Source organism: Shewanella sp. H8 (assembly GCF_040285065.1).
GTDB classification, from domain to species: domain Bacteria; phylum Pseudomonadota; class Gammaproteobacteria; order Enterobacterales; family Shewanellaceae; genus Shewanella; species Shewanella polaris.
This window is the reverse complement of the sequence record NZ_CP157213.1, coordinates 2,849,382-2,868,388: the sequence shown is the minus strand read 5'-3', so window position 1 is coordinate 2,868,388 and position 19,007 is coordinate 2,849,382. Positions and strand designations below refer to the sequence as shown.

General features: G+C 41.9%; 17 protein-coding genes. 16 read left to right on the top strand and 1 reads right to left on the bottom strand.

What is annotated here, in order from left to right; genetic code table 11:
- Positions 1–180: 180 nt before the first annotated feature.
- From phhA to ompW, 7 genes are all read left to right on the top strand, one after another.
- Positions 181–978: a phenylalanine 4-monooxygenase gene (gene phhA / locus ABIS04_RS12460; protein ID WP_137226604.1), complete on the top strand. Its 798-nt coding sequence runs from the start codon at positions 181–183 to the stop codon at positions 976–978.
- A gap of 74 nt (positions 979–1,052) precedes the next feature.
- Entirely contained in the window at positions 1,053–1,391 is a 339-nt protein-coding gene (locus ABIS04_RS12455) for a 4a-hydroxytetrahydrobiopterin dehydratase (RefSeq protein WP_137226605.1), read from the top strand.
- Between the two features lie 164 nt (positions 1,392–1,555).
- Positions 1,556–3,094 (top strand): transcriptional regulator TyrR, encoded by a 1,539-nt coding sequence (gene tyrR, locus ABIS04_RS12450; protein ID WP_350431257.1) that lies wholly within the window; start codon positions 1,556–1,558, stop codon positions 3,092–3,094.
- Between the two features lie 236 nt (positions 3,095–3,330).
- Entirely contained in the window at positions 3,331–4,317 is a 987-nt protein-coding gene (locus ABIS04_RS12445) for a fumarylacetoacetate hydrolase family protein (RefSeq protein WP_350431256.1), read from the top strand.
- 90 nt (positions 4,318–4,407) lie between these two features.
- Positions 4,408–5,058: a maleylacetoacetate isomerase gene (gene maiA / locus ABIS04_RS12440; RefSeq protein ID WP_137226608.1), complete on the top strand. Its 651-nt coding sequence runs from the start codon at positions 4,408–4,410 to the stop codon at positions 5,056–5,058.
- Positions 5,045–5,695 (top strand): nucleotidyltransferase family protein, encoded by a 651-nt coding sequence (locus ABIS04_RS12435; protein ID WP_350431255.1) that lies wholly within the window; start codon positions 5,045–5,047, stop codon positions 5,693–5,695. The genes maiA and ABIS04_RS12435 overlap by 14 nt, the downstream gene beginning before the upstream one ends.
- A gap of 244 nt (positions 5,696–5,939) precedes the next feature.
- On the top strand, positions 5,940–6,587 hold the full coding sequence (ompW, locus tag ABIS04_RS12430) for an outer membrane protein OmpW (protein WP_350431254.1): 648 nt from the start codon (positions 5,940–5,942) through the stop codon (positions 6,585–6,587).
- Between the two features lie 70 nt (positions 6,588–6,657).
- Here ompW and ABIS04_RS12425 read toward each other — a convergent pair whose 3' ends face one another.
- Positions 6,658–7,395, bottom strand: coding sequence for an SDR family NAD(P)-dependent oxidoreductase (locus ABIS04_RS12425; RefSeq protein ID WP_350431253.1), 738 nt, complete (start codon positions 7,393–7,395; stop codon positions 6,658–6,660).
- A gap of 344 nt (positions 7,396–7,739) precedes the next feature.
- Here ABIS04_RS12425 and metA point away from each other — a divergent pair, with 344 nt between their 5' ends.
- The 9 genes from metA (at position 7,740) to ABIS04_RS12380 (ending at position 18,892) form a co-directional block, all read left to right on the top strand.
- The gene (gene metA / locus ABIS04_RS12420) at positions 7,740–8,684 is read left to right on the top strand and encodes a homoserine O-succinyltransferase (RefSeq protein ID WP_350431252.1); all 945 of its coding nucleotides are present in this window, start codon (positions 7,740–7,742) and stop codon (positions 8,682–8,684) included.
- A 95-nt stretch (positions 8,685–8,779) separates the two neighbouring features.
- Entirely contained in the window at positions 8,780–10,717 is a 1,938-nt protein-coding gene (locus ABIS04_RS12415; RefSeq protein WP_350431251.1) for a GGDEF domain-containing protein, read from the top strand.
- Positions 10,718–11,028: 311 nt separating this feature from the next.
- Positions 11,029–12,219 (top strand): acetyl-CoA C-acyltransferase, encoded by a 1,191-nt coding sequence (locus tag ABIS04_RS12410; RefSeq protein ID WP_350431250.1) that lies wholly within the window; start codon positions 11,029–11,031, stop codon positions 12,217–12,219.
- A gap of 164 nt (positions 12,220–12,383) precedes the next feature.
- Positions 12,384–13,877 (top strand): CoA-acylating methylmalonate-semialdehyde dehydrogenase, encoded by a 1,494-nt coding sequence (locus ABIS04_RS12405; RefSeq protein WP_350431249.1) that lies wholly within the window; start codon positions 12,384–12,386, stop codon positions 13,875–13,877.
- Between the two features lie 211 nt (positions 13,878–14,088).
- Positions 14,089–15,246 carry an acyl-CoA dehydrogenase family protein gene (locus ABIS04_RS12400; protein WP_140234573.1) on the top strand — a complete coding sequence of 386 codons (1,158 nt, stop codon included), beginning with the start codon at positions 14,089–14,091 and terminating at the stop codon, positions 15,244–15,246.
- Positions 15,247–15,305: 59 nt separating this feature from the next.
- A complete protein-coding gene (locus tag ABIS04_RS12395; protein WP_140234572.1) occupies positions 15,306–16,088 on the top strand; it encodes an enoyl-CoA hydratase in 783 nt (260 codons plus the stop codon).
- The gene (locus ABIS04_RS12390; protein ID WP_350431248.1) at positions 16,088–17,206 is read left to right on the top strand and encodes an enoyl-CoA hydratase/isomerase family protein; all 1,119 of its coding nucleotides are present in this window, start codon (positions 16,088–16,090) and stop codon (positions 17,204–17,206) included. The genes ABIS04_RS12395 and ABIS04_RS12390 overlap by 1 nt, the downstream gene beginning before the upstream one ends.
- A 15-nt stretch (positions 17,207–17,221) precedes the next feature.
- Complete coding sequence (gene mmsB, locus ABIS04_RS12385; protein WP_350431247.1) at positions 17,222–18,121, top strand: 3-hydroxyisobutyrate dehydrogenase; 900 nt, start codon at positions 17,222–17,224, stop codon at positions 18,119–18,121.
- A 12-nt stretch (positions 18,122–18,133) separates the two neighbouring features.
- Entirely contained in the window at positions 18,134–18,892 is a 759-nt protein-coding gene (locus ABIS04_RS12380; RefSeq protein WP_137226621.1) for an SDR family oxidoreductase, read from the top strand.
- Positions 18,893–19,007: the final 115 nt, after the last annotated feature.

The window sequence follows — 19,007 nt, the reverse complement described above, 5'->3', positions numbered from 1 at the left end:
TCGGGAATGGGATAATAAGGTGAGTAAACGTGTCGATATTATCGCCATTAATATGTTAGTTGTATTTATTTGTTTACGTTTTGAGCTAGATAACAGTTAGACAAAAAACTGTGAAACAGTTAACAAAACGTCAACCTTAGCACACTATGTATGGAGTGAAGTTGACGTAAAGTGGAACCTATGAGTGCAACAACAAAATATATAGCACATCAACCTGATGCCCAAGGTTACATTGATTACTCAGAGCATGAGAATCAATTATGGCAACAATTGTATCAACGGCAAGTAACCAATATGCCTGGTCGTGCATGTCAAGCATACCTAAAAGGGCTCGATGCATTAGGTATGTCGATTGATCGCATTCCGCAATTGCCTGAAATCGATAAAGTGTTGCTTGATGCAACAGGTTGGAAAACCGCAGCAGTGCCTGCACTGATCTCATTTGGACGTTTCTTTGAGTTACTGGCCAATAAAGAGTTTCCAGTGGCAACGTTTATTCGTGGCAAAGAAGAGTTTGATTACCTGCAAGAACCTGATATTTTTCATGAAATATTTGGCCATTGTCCATTGTTAACCAATCCTTCTTTCGCGCATTTTTCGCATATGTATGGTCAGTTAGGGTTAGCCGCATCGAAAGAAGAGCGAGTATTTTTGGCGCGATTATATTGGTTCACCATTGAGTTTGGCTTAGTCCAAACAAAAAATGAATCACTGCAAATCTACGGCGGCGGCATTTTAAGTTCACCGGGTGAAACCATGTATGCATTAAGTAATAGCCCTGAACGCAAACCGTTTGATTTACTTGATGTACTGCGTACGCCATATCGAATTGATATTATGCAGCCTATTTATTATGTGATTGATAATATTGATTATCTGGATGAGATTGCTCGTATGGACATTATGAGTATGGTGACAGAAGCACGCCAGTTAGGCATGTTTGAGCCTAAATTCGCTCCAAAAGTTAAAGCCAGTTAACGATTTATTGTAGTAGGGCTTGTGGCTCAATAACCTGCAAGTTAGACACTATTTAATTAAGCCAAGGAGTACAAATGAATGCATTAACCGAGATGAAGTGTGAAGCATGCCAAGCAGATGCACCAAAAGTAACCGATGCAGAGTTGGCAGAACTTATCGGTATGATCCCAGATTGGGGCGTTGAAGTTCGTGACGGCATTATGCAGTTAGAGCGGGTATATAAATTTAAAAATTTTAAGTTAGCGATGGCCTTTACTAATAAGTTGGCCGATTTAGCTGAAGCCGAGTTTCATCACCCTGGTATCTTAACTGAGTGGGGCAAAGTTACCGTGACTTGGTGGTCACACTCGATTAAGGGGTTACACAAGAACGATTTCATCATGGCAGCCAAGACCGACCAGTTGCTTGATTAATCGTTATCATCATCTATTTCAGTACATTACGTAAACGTAATGTACTGAAATAATTGCTCTATTACAACTCTGCTGTAAACTTCACTTGCCACCGAGGCAATATCCCTCTAACGTTGTGCCAAATTTCCAAAATAAAACTTTAATAATTAGGGAATCGTTGCATTATGCGTTTGGAAGTCAGTTGTATCGATCGTGTTGGTTTAGCGAAAGACATCCTAGTCGTGCTTGAAAATCATGGTATTAACTTAATTGCTATTGATGCCAGCAATAAAGGTTTCCTATTTTTGCAATTTGCAGAAAACAGTTTTGAAACCTTGCGTGAACTTATGCCACAAATTCGTAAAGTCGAAAGTGTGCATGATGTTCGCACTGTCTCTTTTATGCCTTCAGAGCAAGAACACTACGCGTTAAAAACATTGCTTAAAACCTTACCGGATTCAGTTTTTTCAATTGACGTAAAAGGACGGGTTCGTATTGCGAATGAGTCTGCATTATTGACGCTCAATATGGGCGATCATGAAGTTGCAGGGGAGTCACTTAATCATTGGGTGCAAGGATTTAATTTTGCCCGTTGGATGAGTGAAACGCCTGTATTACCTCAAGCGACTCGAGTGCAAATTAACTCGAACGAGTATTTAGCTGAAATGTTACCCATTTACTTACCTGATGATAATGATAAGACAATCTTAGGTGGGGCTGTTATCTCGCTAAAGTCACCTGCAAGAGTGGGTAAGCAGTTTAATGCGTTGCAAAATCAGACTACTGGTTTTGACAATGTATTAGCCGTTAGCGATAAAATGAAAGATATACTCAAGCAAGCCAAGCGTATGGCGCAGCTTGATGCTCCTTTATTGATTACAGGTGAAACCGGTACGGGTAAAGAGTTAATGGCCCGAGCAAGCCATGATGCCAGTATGCGCCGCGAACATCCGTTTATTGCTATTAACTGTGCAGCACTGCCAGATAGCGTCGCCGAAGAAGAATTATTTGGTTTTGTCAGTAATGGCACTGTTGTTAAACGAGGTTTCTTTGAAGAAGCTAAAGGCGGTACGGTGTTTCTTGATGAAATAGCCGAGATGTCTAAAGCCGCTCAAGTTAAGTTACTACGTTTATTACAAGATGGCACCTTTAGGCGCATAGGTGGTGATGAAGAAATTCGTGCCGATGTACGGATTATTTGTTCAACCCAAAAGCATTTAGCAGAGCTTTGCCAAACAGGTGAGTTTAGAGAAGATTTATATTATCGTATTCACGTATTGAGTTATCACATTCCTTCATTGCGTGAGCGACGTGTTGATGTGCTGCCGTTAACTGAGATGTTTTTAGAACATTACAGTCAGCAGTTATCTAGCCCTTTAAGACGTATTTCGGCAAGCTGTCGTGATTACCTGTTTACTTATGCGTGGCCGGGTAATGTGCGTCAGTTGAAAAATGCTATTTTTAGAGCTGTATCAATGTGGGATGGTTCAACAGAATTGACCGTTGAACAACTTAAATTACCGTCATATGCCGAAGGCTTTGGTTATTTCGATGAAGAATTCGAAGGTACCCTCGATGAAGCGATGAAAGAATACGAAGCGAGTTTATTACGCCGGTTATACCCTGCATACCCAAGTACGCGACAATTAGCCAAAAAACTTGGGGTATCGCATACCGCTATTGCCAATAAGTTGCGTGACTACAGTATTAGTAAGAAAAAGTAATGTAACGATTTAATGCCAGCTTATTGCCGGCATTTTAGTCACTTAAGCGCTGTAGCTCAGTGTTTTAACGACTGTTAAATTAATGTAACGAATATTTTACGAACTATGGTTTATTCCGATAACATGTGATTTGTGCATGCTATAGGTTTTTCAGCCATTATCAGTTATTTGTATGGTCAAAATGAGTCTGCAGTGTGGTTTATCCACTACAACTCACCTCGTATTTAGGAGCAATAATGAAACTTGCAAGTTATCACAACGGACGTCGCGACGGCCAATTAATGTTAGTCAGTAAAGATTTGACCAAGACAGTCGCGGTGCCTGCTATTGCCCATACAATGCAGCAACTATTAGATGCTTGGGATTTGTTATACCCACAACTTAATGAGTTGTATGAAGCATTAAACGCCGGACAAATGGACAATGCAGTAGATTTTGATGAAGCACGTTGTTTATCACCTTTACCACGAGCTTACCAATGGGCCGATGGCAGTGCGTATGTCAATCACGTAGAACTCGTTCGTAAGGCCCGCGGTGCTGAAATGCCAGCATCATTTTGGACTGATCCACTCGTGTATCAAGGTGGTTCTGACTGTTTTATCGCCCCTAAAGCGGATATTCAAATGGCCAGTGAAGAATACGGTATCGATTTCGAATCAGAAATCGCTATTGTTACTGATGATGTTGCCATGGGTGTTAACAGCGAGGATGCGACTAAGCACATTAAATTATTGATGCTAGTTAACGACGTATCACTGCGTAACTTAATTCCAGGTGAATTAGGTAAAGGTTTTGGCTTTTTCCAATCCAAGCCATCGAGTGCATTTTCGCCAATTGCGATTACCCCTGATGAGTTAGGTGACAAATGGCAAGACAGCAAAGTACATTTACCGTTAGTGACTCATTTAAACAGTGAATTATTTGGTCGCCCGAATGCTGGTGTTGATATGACGTTTAACTTTAGCCAGTTAGTTGAACATGTGGCTAAAACACGTCCATTAGGCGCAGGTGCAATCATTGGTTCAGGTACCATTTCTAATTATGATCGCAGTGCGGGTTCTAGTTGCTTAGCTGAAAAGCGGATGCTGGAAATTATTGCCGACGGCAAAGCATCAACACCTTTTATGCACTTTGGCGACACAGTTCGCATTGAAATGTTTGATGATAATGGTGTGAGCATCTTTGGTTCTATCGATCAAAAAGTGATTGAATACAAAGCTTAAGATGATGTATGCAATGTAAACCGAAATAAAAAGGCAATAGCGATAAAGCGTTATTGCCTTTTTTAATGAAAAAACAACAGGGATATAGACATGAAACTCTATGGCTATTGGCGTTCAAGTGCGGCATATCGCGTGCGTATTGCGTTAAATTTAAAGCAGTTAACGGCAGAACATATTTCAGTTCACTTAGTTAATAATGGTGGTGAGCAACACTCTGAAGTTTATCATCAACTCAATCCCTCGGATCTTGTACCGACATTTATCGACAATAACGGGTTTGGTGAGATTAACTTATCGCAATCGTTAGCGATTATGGAATACCTCGACGAAAAACACCCTCAACAACCGTTACTTCCCAGAAATATTGAGCAGCGTGCTATTGTGCGTAGCATGGCTCAAGCCATCGCATGTGAAATTCATCCATTAGATAATCTTCGAGTATTACAATATTTAGTTAACGAAATGGGCGTATCAGAAGCAGATAAAATGCGTTGGTATCATCATTGGATACACCTTGGCTTTGCCGCTTTAGAAAAGCAGTTAAGTCAATATTCTAGACGTTTTTGTTTTGGTGATACTCCGTCGCTGGCCGATATTTGTCTAATCCCGCAAGTGTATAATGCCAAACGCTTTAATTTAGAGCTTGCTGCTTATCCTAATATTGTCCGAATTTGGGATGAGTGCAATAAGTTAACAGCATTTGCTGATGCTGCGCCAGAACAACAGTATGACGCGACTTAATCAAACCCTATTAAATCAGCCCCTGTTAAATCAAGTGGCTATTGATCAGTTGCAACAGGGGCAAGCAAAGCTATTGTCCTTGTTGGCGCAGTGGTTGCAACAGGATGAATCTAGATTAGCAGTGTTATTAACGTGTCAGAAAGTAATGCAACAACAGGGGATCACTGACTGGTTAATTAGCGCAGGTTTTATACGAAATATGATTTGGGATAATTTACACAGCATGGCTTCACAACCCTTAAATGACATTGATGTAATTTACTGGTGCGATAACAATCCATCTTCCGAAAAAGACCAAGCGATACAAGCAATGTTGGTTAAACAGATAGATCTGCCTTGGTCGGTGAAAAATCAAGCTAGAATGCATGTTAGAAATGGTGATAAACCTTATCAATCTTGCGCTGATGCCATGTCATATTGGCCAGAAAAACAAACCGCTATTGGGGTTCAATTAGTCTCAATTGATAAGCTAACATCCTCTGAATTTCAATTACAGGTAATCAGTGTGTTTGGTTTAAACTGTATGTTTGATTTATCGTTAAGCCAAAATCCAAAGCGTGACAAGGCGATTTTTAATCATCGCGTGTATCAAAAGGCGTGGTTAACTCATTATCCCAAACTATCCGTAACAGAATAGTCATCAACAATTATTCACTTGATCAACCTCACAAAACCCAACTATTAAATACCTCTTTTGTCTCTTTATGCCCTCGTTTTGTGATCTAAATCAAGTGTCCGTAACCTCTTTTGCACCTCTAAAGAGGTATTTGGTTTTCATTGATCTATGTCAATGTTATTAACAGATTACTTCGGTAGGTTGGCGGAAAATGTTGAGGATGCACAGAGTTGCATCTAGTTGTCATTACCATGGAGTGTTAAAAATGAATAATAAAATTAGCCTAAGTTTAGCCGCTGCTACGTTATTAACTGCTGGATTATCTTTTGGTGCTGCGGCACATCAAGCGGGTGATATTATCGTTCGAGCAGGTGTTGCTATGGTGGCACCTAATGAGTCAAGTCCTGTAGTAGCAAACATTGCAGAATTTGGGGTAGATAATGATGTGCAACTAGGGCTAAATTTTGCTTATATGTTAACTGATAATTTGGGGGTTGAATTATTAGCAGCATCGCCTTTTAGCCATGATGTGTCACTAGGTGAATTAGGTAAAATTGCAGACACTAAACAATTACCCCCAACATTGGTGGCACAGTATTACTTTGGCAATTCACAATCTGCTTTCCGTCCTTATATTGGTTTAGGGGTTAACTTTACTAATTTCTATGATAGTGAGTTTACCCAAGATGCTAAAGACCTTGGTTTAGACAATTTAAGTTTGTCGAACTCTTGGGGGATTGCTGCTCAATTAGGTCTTGATTACCAAATTGATAAAAAATGGTTGGTTAATGCTTCTGTATGGTATGCACAAATTTCAACTGATGTGAGCTTTGATATGGGTGGAGATCATGTTGTCGTTGATACTGATATTGACCCTTGGGTGTATATGGTGAGCGTAGGTTATTCTTTCTAGTATTTATTAGCATGTGCAGATTCAAAAACAGGAACCCTTGGGTTCCTGTTTTTATTGATACGCTAATTCACTATTTTTTTCGTGGATTCCAATGGCGGGTATTATAAATATATTCAGGTAATAAACGATTAATCCACGCGACAATACGCCAGCGTTTGGTGACATACACTCGGCGTTTACCTTTTTTAAGTGCCGTTAAAATTTGTTCTGCTACTTTATCAATGGGCGATAAAAGCATTTGAGTGTTTAAGTGGACCGCCTTATCAAATAAGCCCAATTGAATATCACTAATGGTTATAGGTAACTTTAAGCGTTGTGCATGCATGCTAAGGCCTTGCAAATAATTTGCAGCAAAAGCTTTAGAGGCATGGTAAGCCACGTTTGGACCACCGCGTTGACCTGCAATTGAGTTAATGGCGGCTAATTGGCCGTAACCCTGTTCGCACATTAATTTAAAAATACACTGACTGGCAGCAGAAAACCCCATGACATTTACATCAATAGTATGTTGATCAATGGCCCAGGGGAGAGTTGAATCATATTCATTAACGCCGGTGTTGACTATCACTAAATGGGCACCATCATGCTTGGTCCAAGCCGCATTAAGTTGTGCTATTAGTGTATCGGGTTGGGTAATAGCTAATGGATACACGCTGACTTCACCGGGCAAGCTTTGACTAAACTCGCTAAACGAGTCAGGATCATTAACAAATAGCACTAGTGAAACCTGCTGTGCAGATAATTGTTTAGCAAGGGTTTGGCTTAGTTGGGAACTTGCACCAATTATCATTGCTGTCGCGATTGACATAGTTAACCTCATCTTAAGTAATGACTCATGATAGAAATAACGCTTGTTGATAACAAGCGAGAAAAAAATTCAACTCAAGACGTGTAGACTTCTAGACATCCTTGTGTATGATGAATTATACAAATGATTGTTGTACTACTACTCGCTGATATACCGTGCTGCCAGTGTTTGGTTTAAATAACCTTAGTCAATGTATGTTAATACTGGTGATCAAGTTGACTGTTGAACGAATTTAACAGAATGTTGAAACTGTGATGTGGTAAGCATAATGGTTGAGGTTATTAACCCATTTAGCTCGTACTCAATCAAGATGCTGTGTTTAATTAATCTAAAAGGTGAGATGTATGCCGGTTCGAATTCCAGATAATCTGCCCGCTGCAGGTATTTTAGAGTCTGAAAATATCTTTGTGATGTCTGAAACCCGTGCGGCTAATCAGGACATTCGTCCAATGCGGGTACTCATCTTGAATTTGATGCCCAACAAAATCGAAACTGAAACCCAATTATTACGTTTATTGGGGAATACGCCATTGCAAGTTGGGGTCGATTTATTACGTATTCATGATAAAGAATCTAAGCATACGTCAGTTGATCACATGAACACCTTTTATCGTGATTTTGAAGACATCAGACATAACAATTACGATGGTTTGATTATTACAGGGGCACCGTTAGGGCAAATTGATTTTAAAGATGTGGTTTATTGGGACCATATTCGCGAGATCATTGACTGGTCGCAACAACATGTGACATCGGTATTATTTCTCTGCTGGGCAGCTCATGCTGGTTTTTATCACCTTTATGATTTACAACGTAAGTTGTTAGCCAACAAACGGTCTGGTGTATTTAATCATCGCCGAACAAGCGACCCGCATCCTTTATTACGTGGTTTTGATGATGAGTTTTTTGCGCCACATTCTCGTTTTGCGGAAATGGACGTCGAACAAATCCGCCAACATCCTGATTTAGAAGTATTAGCTGAATCTGACGAGGCGGGGGCCTATATTGTACTTAGCCGTGATAGCCATAATGTGTTTGTGATGGGCCATCCTGAGTATCAAAAAGATACCTTGAACGAAGAATACGTGCGCGATAAAGGGCAGGGACTTAACCCTGACATTCCACAAAATTATTATCGTCAAGATGATCCCAATCAAGACCCTATTGTTCGCTGGCATAGTCATGGCAGTTTATTAGTCAGTAATTGGCTTAATTATTATGTTTACCAGTTAACACCATATGACTTGTCTGACATGAATGCGAAAACGCCATGGGAAAGTAAAAAGTAAATCTGAATATAGTTTTACCAGCGCTTTAACGTTGACTTCGTTTCGATAAAAGCTATTGTTAAATTTAATGGTTTTTATTGTAAGGTCGAGGTTAAATGGTTAAGACGCGGTTGATGTTATTATTGGTGTGTGCAGTGAGTGGGCCTGTAACCTCTTTGGGGGCCAGTGACCTTTTTAGTGACGCTAATGCAAATGACACTAATGTTAATGGCACCAATGTAAGTGATATTACTGGTAGCGCAACATTAACGGATATCAAACAGCATTTAGCCACGTTAAGCTCACCACAGCAACGTATTGACTTTTTGCAACAACAGCGACTGCAAAGCGCTCAATGGCCAATTGAACAGCAAGGCCAGTTATTGCATTTGTTGGCAATAGAGCAAGAAGTTAACAGTGATCTTGTCGCTGCAGTTGACAGCTATACTCAGGCCATTAAATTACTTACGCCACATCCTCTTAGTGAAGAACTGGTCAAAAGCTATATCGAACGCTCATTCATACTTTACCTTCAAACTAACGACACCCAAGTTTATTGCCCAGATCGTGAAGTGGCGATTACATTAGCCCGTCAGCTTGGAAACGTTGATATCTTGGCCGAAGTGTTAGCTCAAAGCGCGTATTGTTATAATAAACCAAGTGATTTTGGCGAAGGTCTGAAAAGATTAAATGAAGCATTAGCGTTAGCACAACAGCATCAATTAGGACTGAGCCGGCAAGCGATGATATTCAATGCCACCGCGGCTATTTATCGTGACAATGGTTTAAACCGTAAAGCCTATCAATACTTTAAGAAAGCCTATGGTTTTTGGGAGCAAGCCCAAGATAAACAAGACATGTTTAATATGTTGCATAACATGATTGGAGAATCAATTAAATTAGGCTTGTGGGTGGAGAATAAAGACCATTTAGTGCAAATGCAGCAACTGGTCGAGCAGTCGCCAGAGTTTGCTGATTTTGACTTTTTTTATCAATTTAATACCGGTATTAGCTGCTGGGCTCAAGGTTTATTCCAAGAAGGTATTGAGCATTTTTTACGAGCACTTGAAGTGCAAGATACAACTCAAGAAAAATACTTTGTCGACGCCACTCATGCATGGTTGGCATTAAGTTATTTTCGCCAACAACAACCAGATAAAGCTTTTAAATATGCGGAAAAGTTTTCTCATTCGGCAACTTATCACGGTCATTCAAGTGAATTGAAATTGATGATTGCAGCCATCATTGATTACGCAAATGGTTCCAGTAATCTTGGCATGAATAAACTGTTGGATACCATCGATTTACAAAAAAAGAACTTTGCCAATATTATCAATAATGATGTGGTTAATTCATCATTAGACCATAACCTTACCGTTGCTGAATTTAATAATCGCCTGCTCGAAAATCAATTGGCAATTAATAAGCTTAATTTGGAGGCCGAAATTGATACTCAAAAAATCACTAACTTATCAATGGTAATTGCAGTGCTCATCGCATTGGTGTTATTAGTTGTGGTGATTTTCTTGTGGCAATCTCGCCGACAATTTAAACGTCGCTCTCAAACTGATTATCTGACGGGTATTGCTAATAGACGTCATACTTTTGAGCAGGGTAAAAAGGTCGTTAATCAGGCTCAAAAACATAATCTACCACTCGCCGTGATTATGTTCGACATCGATAATTTTAAAGCTATTAATGACCATTATGGCCATGATATTGGCGATTTAGCCATAAAAGCGTGTGGAAGACGTGCACGAAATTGGCTCAAGAAAAACGATATATTAGGTCGCATAGGTGGTGAAGAATTTCTAATTATTTTACCCGATACAGGACAGTTACAAGCCGTTGAAATAGCAGAGCGATTACGAACCAGTATTGAGTCAAACCAGTTTGTTTTTCACAATGTTAAAATTAATTTCACCATCAGTGTGGCTGTTGCTATGTTAACCCCGCAAACTCATGAGCTTGCCGACATTATTAAGCAAGCCGACTTAGGCTTATATCAAGCAAAAGATAAAGGCCGCAATCAAGTAGTGATTATGGACCATTAATCCTCCCCAAATGGCTATTTGGTTTATTTGGCCACTATGGCTACATTCTGCTTAGACTAAAGTTTTATGCTGATTAAATCGCTCAACAGTAATAACGTTACTGATGTGTGGTTGTTGGTATATGTCATAAAAACAATGACTTACATTAAATATAAAGCTAATATTCTTAAACTGTAAATCTTCACTGACAATTCCAATTGATTAACATCAGTATTTAGACCATTTTTTACTTGCTTTACGTTCGCGTCAACGTCAGAGTGATATCAATATTGAAAAAGTTAATTTCTAAGTGTATTTAAATTGGAGTAGTTATGAGTACAGAGCAAACAGGTCAAGATATCGTTATTGTTGCCGCGAAGCGTACACCAATGGGTGGGTTTCAAGGTGCATTGTCTGAGGTAGCATCTCCAGTATTAGCGGCTACGGCGATTAAAGGCCTATTAGCCCAAACTGGTGTGAGTGAAAACAGCATTGACGAAGTGTTGATGGGTTGCGTTTTACCCGCAGGTCTTGGTCAAGCCCCAGCTCGTCAAGCATCACTTGGTGCCAATTTACCTTATAGTGTTGGCGCCACTACTATCAATAAGGTCTGTGGCTCTGGCATGAAAACCGTAATGCTAGCTCATGATTTGATTAAAGCGGGTAGTAGTCAAGTTGTGGTTGCGGGTGGTATGGAAAGTATGAGCCAAGCACCATATTTGCTCGACAAAGCGCGCAGTGGAATGCGTATGGGCCATGGCAAAGTGATGGACCACATGTTTTTAGATGGCCTTGAAGATGCTTACACTGGTGGTGCAATGGGTACATTTGCACAAAAAACGGCAGATGACTTTGGCCTAACCCGCGAGCAAATGGATGCTTTTGCATTAAGTTCGCTCGAAAAAGCTAATGCAGCGATTAACTCTGGCGCATTTAAAGATGAAGTGGTGCCTGTCACCATGAGCACGCGTCGCGGTGACGTGACTGTTGATACCGACGAGCAGCCAGGTAACGCCCGCCCAGAAAAAATTCCGACATTACGTCCAGCATTTACCAAAGACGGCACGATTACAGCAGCCAACTCTAGTTCAATTTCAGACGGCGCTGCAGCGTTAATGTTAATGACACGCGAAAAAGCACAGCAACTGGGTTTAAACGTATTAGCGACTATTAAAGGTCACACTACCCATTCTCAAGAACCGTCGATGTTTACCACCGCACCGGTTGGCGCGATGCAAAAACTGTTCGATAAAGTGCAGTGGAATAAAGATGACGTCGATTTATTTGAAATTAATGAAGCGTTTGCCATGGTCACCATGTTGGCGATTTCTGAACTGAAATTAGATGCCAGTAAAGTCAACGTTAATGGCGGTGCATGTGCAATGGGGCACCCAATTGGTTGTTCTGGTGCGCGTTTGTTAGTCACATTGATTTACGCCTTAAAAGCACGTGGCCTTAAGCGTGGCGTAGCATCGTTATGTATTGGTGGCGGCGAAGCTACAGCAATGGCGATAGAAGTGTAAATAGACAATACAAGTTAAGTTCGACAAGACCACCGCACAGGTAGATGTACACGCAGCCACTTTAGTGAGACTGACAAACACAACAAATCGCGTCACCTGTGCAGTAACTCAATACGAGTGAGCTTGTTTCACTCATAAGATGTTCAAGGATCGAGGAAAGCAACATGATCACACAAGTTAAGCATTACATTGATGGCGAATTCACACATGGCAATGGCGACCGCAATATTGATGTCACTAACCCTGCTAATAATTCAGTTATCGCCAACATTAACTGTGCTACCACTGCCGAAGTCGAATTGGCTATTCACAGTGCTAAAGAAGCGTTTAAGACATGGAAAGAAGTTCCCGTATCTGAACGTGCGCGCGTCATGTTGCGTTACCAACATTTGCTAAAAGAACATCACGATGAACTGGCGACCATTTTGGCCCAAGAAACCGGTAAAACCTTTGAAGATGCTAAAGGCGATGTATGGCGCGGCATTGAAGTGGCCGAGCATGCCTGTAACGTGGCGTCATTAATGATGGGTGAAACGGTAGAAAACGTTGCCCGTAACATCGACACCTACAGTTACACGCAACCATTAGGTGTGTGTGCGGGTATTACGCCTTTCAACTTCCCAGCAATGATCCCGTTATGGATGTTCCCATTATCAATTGCTTGCGGTAATACCTTTATTTTAAAGCCTTCTGAACAAGATCCGATGACGCCGCAACGTTTAGTGGAGTTGTTTGTTGAAGCGGGTGCGCCAAAAGGTGTATTACAACTTATTCATGGCGACAAAACCGCAGTTGATATTTTGCTTAGAGATCCAGCTATTAAAGCGATTTCGTTTGTTGGTTCTGTGGGGGTGGGTCAATACATTTACAAAACGGGCACCGACAACCTAAAACGCGTGCAAGCGTTTGCGGGGGCTAAAAACCATTGCGTGATCATGCCTGATGCGAATAAGCAGCAAGTGATCAATAACATGGTCGGCGCCTCAGTGGGTGCGGCAGGTCAACGTTGTATGGCTATTTCGGTCGCAGTGTTTGTGGGTAAAGCCAAAGAGTGGATCCCTGAGTTAAAAGAGGCGTTAGCTAAAGTGCGCCCAGGTTTGTGGGATGACAAAAACGCTGCTTACGGCCCAGTGATTAGTCCTGCAGCAAAAGAACGGGTACTCAAACTCATTGCCCAAGGTAAAGCTGAAGGTGCTGAGTGTTTATTAGATGGCAGCGATTTTACCTTAGAAGGTTACGAATCGGGTAACTGGGTTGGGCCAACCATGTTTACCAATGTCTCCACCGACATGAGCATATACAAAGAAGAGATCTTTGGCCCTGTATTGTGTTGCATGGAAGCGGACAATTTAGATGATGCTATTGAGCTGGTTAATAACAGTCCTTACGGTAATGGCACCTCTATCTTTACTGCATCTGGCGGTGCCGCTCGTAAATATCAACACGAAATAGAAGTTGGCCAAGTAGGGATTAACGTACCGATCCCTGTGCCATTACCTTTCTTCTCATTCACTGGTTGGAAAGGCAGTTTCTATGGTGATCAGCACGCCTATGGTAAACAAGCGGTGCGTTTTTGTACTGAAACTAAAACCATCACTTCACGCTGGTTTGACACAGAAGCCGTTAGTGGTCCTAACATGAGCATTGACCTCAAATAATCCCTGCTCGGGTTAGTCTCCATTCGCCGTGATAGTTAGTTTATTGATTTATTGCGGCAATATTTATTAGCTAATTTAACAAGACAATTTTGACCCGCGCCATTGGATGATGTTGTAACACAGACAATCTAATGGATAAGCAGCTTAAGCCGCAGGCGGGCAAAACTTCAAATGACCCAAGAGTCATCCAAGACAATATTAGGAGTCCAGCATGGATTTTAATTTAAACGAAGATCAGCGTCAGTTTGCTGATTTAGCCCGTCAATTCTCTGCCGAAGAGCTCGCTCCATTCGCCGCTAAGTGGGATGAAGAACATCATTTTCCTAAAGAGGTTATCCAAAAAGCCGGTGAACTGGGCTTTTGTTCTTTGTATTCGCCAGAATCAGAAGGCGGTATGGGCTTATCCCGGTTAGATTCTTCGATTATTTTTGAAGAATTAGCCCACGGTTGTACAGCTACCACAGCAATGTTAACGATTCATAATATGGCTACTTGGATGGTTACCACATGGGGCACAGAAACGTTGCGTAAACAGTGGTCAGAAGGCTTAACCACTGGGCAATTATTAGCATCTTACTGTTTAACTGAACCTGGTGCTGGTAGTGATGCCGCTTCATTGCAAACCAAAGCCGTGCGTGATGGTGATGATTACCTGATCACAGGTTCAAAAATGTTTATCTCTGGTGCCGGTGAAACCGAGTTATTAGTGGTAATGTGCCGTACTGGTGAAGCAGGCCCTAAAGGCATTTCTGCCATTGCTGTACCTGCTGATGCGGCCGGTGTTACATACGGAAAAGCTGAAGATAAAATGGGTTGGAACGCACAGCCAACAAGATTAATCAGTTTTGAAAATGTGCGCGTGCCTGCCGCCAACTTACTAGGCGAAGAAGGCCAAGGTTTTACCTTTGCCATGAAAGGCCTAGACGGCGGACGTATTAACATTGCTACCTGTTCAATTGGTACGGCCCAAGCTGCACTGACTCGTGCAACTGAATACATGAATGAACGTAAGCAATTTGGTAAACCGCTAGCGGCATTCCAAGCATTGCAGTTCAAACTGGCTGACATGGCAACAGAATTAGTGGCTGCCCGCCAAATGGTACGTTTAGCGGCCTTTAAATTAGATACTCAAGACCCAGAGGCCAGTGCGTATTGTGCCATGGCGAAGCGTTTTGCTACTGATGTGGGTTTCCAAGTGTGTGACGGTGCGCTGCAAATTCATGGCGGTTATGGTTATATCCGTGAATATCCATTAGAACGTCATTTTCGTGATGTACGAGTGCACCAAATTTTAGAGGGCACTAACGAGATCATGCGTTTAATCATTGCCCGTCGTTTGTTAGCTAGCGACGCCCATCCAATCTTGTAATAAACAGATCCACTAGTGACTGAACCACAATATATTCCCTAGCATAAGGACATAAGGTTATGACAAAACCACCTGCGATTCTTGAACATATTATCGGCCACACGGCAATATTGACCTTGAACAATCCGCCTGCAAATACTTGGACGGCTGACAGTTTACAAGCACTTAAAAACATCATCCTTAAGCTGGATCAGGACAAGGATATTTATTCCCTAGTGATTACAGGCGAAGGTGATAAGTTTTTCTCAGCTGGTGCAGATTTAAATTTATTCGCCGATGGCAATAAAGACAATGCAGCCATCATGGCGCAAAACTTTGGTGAAGCCTTTGAAACCTTAAGCGCGTTTCGTGGGGTATCTATTGCTGCCATTAATGGTTACGCCATGGGCGGAGGTTTAGAGATCGCACTCGCTTGTGATTTACGTATTGCTGAAGCTCAGGCAAAAATGGCGTTGCCTGAAGCTTCTGTCGGTTTATTACCTTGTGCGGGCGGCACCCAAAACTTAACGGCATTAGTGGGTGAGGGTTGGGCAAAACGGATGATTTTATGTGGTGAACTGATTGATGCCGCCAAAGCAGTGAACATAGGTTTAATTGAAGAGGTGGTCGAAAAAAGTCAATCACTAGATGCTGCGGTAGCATTGGCCGCTAAAGTGGCTAAACAGTCTCCTAGTAGTGTTAGTGCGTGTAAAACACTTATTCAAGCTGGGCGGAATATGCCTCGCACTCAAGCATTACCGCTTGAACGAGAACTGTTTGTGGGCTTATTCGATACCGAAGATCAGACTGAAGGTGTGAACGCCTTTTTACAAAAACGCGCCGCAAACTGGAAGAACTGCTAATGACTCAAGATGTAATTTTTCAAACATTGGGCACGCTATCCGGTCAATCTATCGGTGTGGTCACTCTGAATATTGAAAAAGCGCTTAATGCGTTAACACTTGATATGGTTGATGCCATGCAAGTCCAACTAACCCGTTGGAAAAGTGATGACAGTATTGCTTGCGTGGTGCTAAATGGCGCCGGCGAGAAAGCCTTTTGTGCCGGAGGTGATGTACGGGCTATTTATCATGCATCAATAGCAAACCCCAATAATATCACCGAAGAAGCTTGTGAATTTTTCACCAAAGAGTATCAACTTGATTATTTATTGCATCAGTTTGGTAAACCCGTGATGGTATGGGGTGACGGCATTGTAATGGGTGGTGGTTTAGGGTTAATGGCTGGCGGTAGCCATCGTATTGTTACCGATCGTAGCCGTATTGCAATGCCAGAAGTGACCATAGGTTTATACCCAGACGTTGGTGGTAGTTACTTTTTAAACCGTATGCCGGGTAAGACAGGGCTGTTTTTAGGGTTAACCGCTTACAACATGAATGCGGCAGATGCCTTGTATGTTGAACTTGGTAACTATTATTTAAATAGCGATGAAAAAGAGCCATTGTTTGATGCCATGGCTGAAGTCATGTGGAGTCAAGATAACGCGGAAAATCATCAACGATTAAGTGACTTGCTCATTGATTTGTCCAAGCAGCACATCGCTACGTTGCCAACCAGCCATTTGCAGCAATTCCAACAACAAATCGATTTGTTAATGGCGGGTGATATTCTTGATGTTCACTATCAATTATCTACCTTAAATACTGAACTTGATTGGTTGAAACGGGCGCAAAAAACGGCGTTAGCGGGTAGCCCAATTAGTTGGCATCTTATTTTTGAACAAGCCGCTTTAGGAACTGAGCTTAGCTTAGCAGACTGTTTTAAATGGGAGCTTGGCGTTAGTGTTAACTGTTGTTCTATGGGCGACTTTTGCGAAGGAGTGCGTGCCTTACTGATTGATAAAGATCGCCAACCTAAATGGCTATTTGCAGATGTCGACGCAGTGGATGCGAATAAAGTGACTCAACTGGTTACTTCTCCTTGGGCTGAAGATAAACACCCATTAGCTGACTTTACTTAAAAAAGGATTAATGACATGGCAACAGTAGCATTTATTGGTTTAGGTAACATGGGCGGTCCAATGGCTGCCAATTTAGTAAAAGCGGGTATGACCGTTACCGTATTTGACTTAAACCCAGTTGCGGTAGAAGCGTTAACATCACAAGGTGCACTCAGTGCTAAAACGGCCTGTGGTGCAGCAGCTTCTGCAGATTTTGTGATTACCATGCTACCAGCAGGCAAGCATGTTCGTAGCTTATACCTAGGCGATGACAACAATAAAGGTTTGTTGGATGTGGTATCTAAACAGGCATTACTGATAGATTGCTCGACCATTGATGCCGACAGCGCTCGCTTAGTGGGTGCAAAAGCGGCCGAAAAAGGCATTGAGTTTATGGACGCGCCAGTGTCTGGTGGCACAGCAGGGGCTGCAGCGGGTACCTTAACCTTTATTTGTGGTGGTAGTGAAGCCGCCTATCAACAAGCCCAAACGGTATTAACGGTTATGGGCGGCAATATTTTTCACGCCGGTGCTGTAGGAGCAGGTCAAATCGCTAAGATTTGTAATAACATGCTGTTGTCTGTATTGATGGTGGGTACTAGCGAATCGTTACAACTTGGTTTGGATAATGGTTTAGATCCTAAAGTGTTGTCTGATATCATGAAAGTCAGTAGCGGCGGTAACTGGACGTTAGAGAAATACAATCCATGCCCAGGCGTGATGGAAAATGTGCCGTCGTCAAAAGACTACCAAGGTGGCTTTATGGTTGACTTGATGGTTAAAGATTTAGGGTTGTCGCAAGAAGCGGCAGTCGCCTCTAATTCAAGCACACCAATGGGATCTTTGGCTCGCAGCTTATATGTTAATCATGCTCGCCAAGGCCATGGTCGCCGCGATTTTTCGAGTGTTTTTGAACAATTTTCAAAGAAAAAATAAAGGATTCAGTTGATGGAATTAAAAGGTAAGGTTGTCGTCATTACTGGCGGAGCGGGTGGATTAGGTCTAGCGATGGCGCATGATTTAGCCACCCAAGGTGCTAAATTGGCGCTTATCGATGTTGATCAAACTAAACTTGAACAAGCTTGTGCTGATTTAGGTTCAATAACTGAAGTACAAGGCTATGCCTTAGACATTACTGACGAAGAAGATGTGGTCGCGGGCTTTAAATTTATTGCTGAAGACTTTGGCCAAGTGAATGTGTTGATCAACAATGCCGGTATTTTACGAGATGGCTTAATGATTAAAGCCAAAGACGGCGTGGTCACTGACCGCATGTCGTATCAGCAGTTTCAGTCTGTTATTAACGTTAACTTAACAGGTACTTTTTTATGTGGTCGTGAAGCCGCTGCAGCTATGATTGAAACCAAGCAAGCTGGGGTGATTATCAATATCTCTAGCATTGCTAAAGTTGGTAACATGGGACAATCTAACTACTCAGCGTCTAAAGCCGGCGTTGCAGCGATGGCGGTTGGTTGGGCAAAAGAGTTAGCTCGTCATAATATTCGTAGTGCTGCAGTTGCTCCAGGGGTTATGGCTACTGAAATGACAGCGGCCATGAAGCCTGAAGCCTTAGAACGTTTAGAAAAAATGGTGCCAGTAGGACGTTTAGGTCAACCTGAAGAAGTAGCTGCTACTGTGCGCTTTATTATCGAAAATGATTACGTTAACGGCCGAGTATTTGAAATTGACGGTGGTTTGCGTTTATAAGCGGGTAGTAATTTACATAATCAGTTTGTTATGATGTTGTCACGCCGAGCCTATGCTCGGCGTAACTTTTTATTCTCTAGGAATGCTATCTCGTGGAAAAATTAGAATACCTGCT